The organism is Oleiphilus sp. HI0132 (genome assembly GCF_001635845.1).
The window spans coordinates 1-2,109 of sequence record NZ_LWGJ01001468.1 but is presented as its reverse complement, the minus strand read 5'-3'; the positions used below and the strand labels follow the sequence as shown (position 1 = coordinate 2,109).

At 41.4% G+C, this 2,109-nt stretch carries 1 protein-coding gene; it reads left to right on the top strand.

What is annotated here, in order from left to right; genetic code table 11:
- The first annotated feature begins 46 nt into the window (after window positions 1-46).
- Window positions 47-1,936, top strand: a complete 1,890-nt coding sequence (locus A3766_RS22680; RefSeq protein ID WP_068764726.1) for a methyl-accepting chemotaxis protein — start codon at window positions 47-49, stop codon at window positions 1,934-1,936.
- The last annotated feature ends 173 nt before the right edge of the window (window positions 1,937-2,109 follow it).

The window sequence follows — 2,109 nt, the reverse complement described above, 5'->3', positions numbered from 1 at the left end:
ACTTCATAGGTAACGAGCTTCTGGAATAGGCAATAGGGGGTCAAATATGTCCAAACTGTTAGATAACATATCAATTAAATCTAAGCTCTTATCAATCTGCACTATTACATTAGTTGGTATGCTTACAATCATCTTAGTCGAGCTCAATTTTAGCAAGACACTATCAGAGTCAGCTTCTTCGCTTGTGTCCATTGAAAAGCTTAACTCTAACATGCTTACCTTGAGACGGAATGAAAAGGACTTCCTCACCAGGAAAGATGAAAAATACGTCACACGATTCTCTGATAATGTTGCAAAGCTAAACAAAGAAATTAGCGAACTAAAAGTATTAAACAACTCACTTGGGTTTGACACTGAAGATAATCTCACCAAATTAGGCGACATAATAAAAAGCTATCATCAAACTTTTTTAACCATATCGAAAACTCAAAAAGAAATAGGATTAACACCTAAAACCGGGCTTTACGGTACTCTTCGAGCATCAGTACACAGTGCTGAGTCCGCTATTACTGAGCTAAAAGACTACCAACTGCTTGCGGAAACACTTATGTTACGTCGTCGAGAAAAAGACTTTATGCTGCGACTAGACACAAAATACATCGATAAGTTTAATACTGATATGGCGGCAATAATGTCTACTTTGGATAGCAGAGCGCTACCTTCGCAAATTAAAGACCAGGTCAGAAAAAACCTGAACGCTTACGCTTATGACTTTAGAAAGCTAACGGTTAAGACACAAGAACTTGGATTAAGCCCCGAAACAGGCTTGCTCGGTCAGCTACGTGCTACCATCCATCAAAGCGAGGAACAGCTTACTTCGTTATCTGCCATGATGAACAGTTCGTTAGAGGCAACCAAAGCACGAAGTAAGTCAACCTTCTATATGATAACCGGCGTACTGACTGTGATTATTCTTATTATTAATTTAGCCATATTCCGATCCATCAATGCTCCTATCCAAAGGCTAACCCATGTCATGCGAAAGATTAATCATGATAAGGACCTGACAATTCGCTCAAACATAAGTGGCTCACACGAAATCGCTGAGCTATCCCAACACTTCGATGAAATGCTAAGCAGTTTTGAGCATGTATTGGAGCAGATTCACCAGGCTGCAAGTCAAACAAGCCAGTCTTCTGCTGAACTGACAGTCGCTAGCCAAGATAATTCAAGAAGCCTCGACGAGCAACAAGCTCTTATTGAACTTGTCGCTACAGCTATGACGGAAATGGCTGCTTCTATTTCAGAAGTCGCCGAAAATATCGTCAGCACCTCTGAAAGCGCCAATGAAGCCTATGACGAGACAATCTCTAGTAAAGAAACTGTTAATACCGCCGTCAATGTCGTCGAGTCATTAGAGCAGACAACCAGTAATACAAAAACCGTACTAGATGAACTAAGACAGGATTGCGTAGACGTCAGTAAAGTTATGGAAGTAATTCGTGGTATTGCTGAACAAACCAACCTTCTAGCACTTAATGCTGCCATTGAAGCCGCGAGAGCAGGTGAACAAGGCCGGGGTTTTGCGGTCGTCGCAGATGAAGTCAGAACATTGGCAGGTAAAACCCAAGAATCAACCGAAGAAATTGACATCATCGTTAATAAGCTTCAAGAAAACGCTGAAAATGCGGTGGGTGTGATGGAAGAAAGCCTCTCTAAGGTCCATGAAACTGTAGAGCAAGCCAATACCGCCAACCACTCATTGGAAAATGTCACCAATATGGTCAATCAAATCAATAATATGAGTACCCAAATCGCGACAGCCGCTGAAGAACAAAGTGCTGTGGCTGAAGATATGAGTGAGAAAATTGTTGGCATTAAGGATCACGCTGAAGTCAACACAGAAAATGCTGGCACCACTCGCGTACTGTCTGAGCAACAAGCTGAATTCGCGATTGAACTGGAACAACTAGTCAATCAATTCAAAGTCTCCTAATCATCAGCAAGCTATACTCAATAGCCTGTATACGATGGAATTAAATTATCACTAATCTGTAATGAGCGAACCCTAATGGTCTCGCTCTCTTTCTTTAACCGGCTGCTTCCCTACACACTAATATTATTCCTATGTCCGATTAGGCTCAACCTCAGTTTGAGTCTGTTATCAAT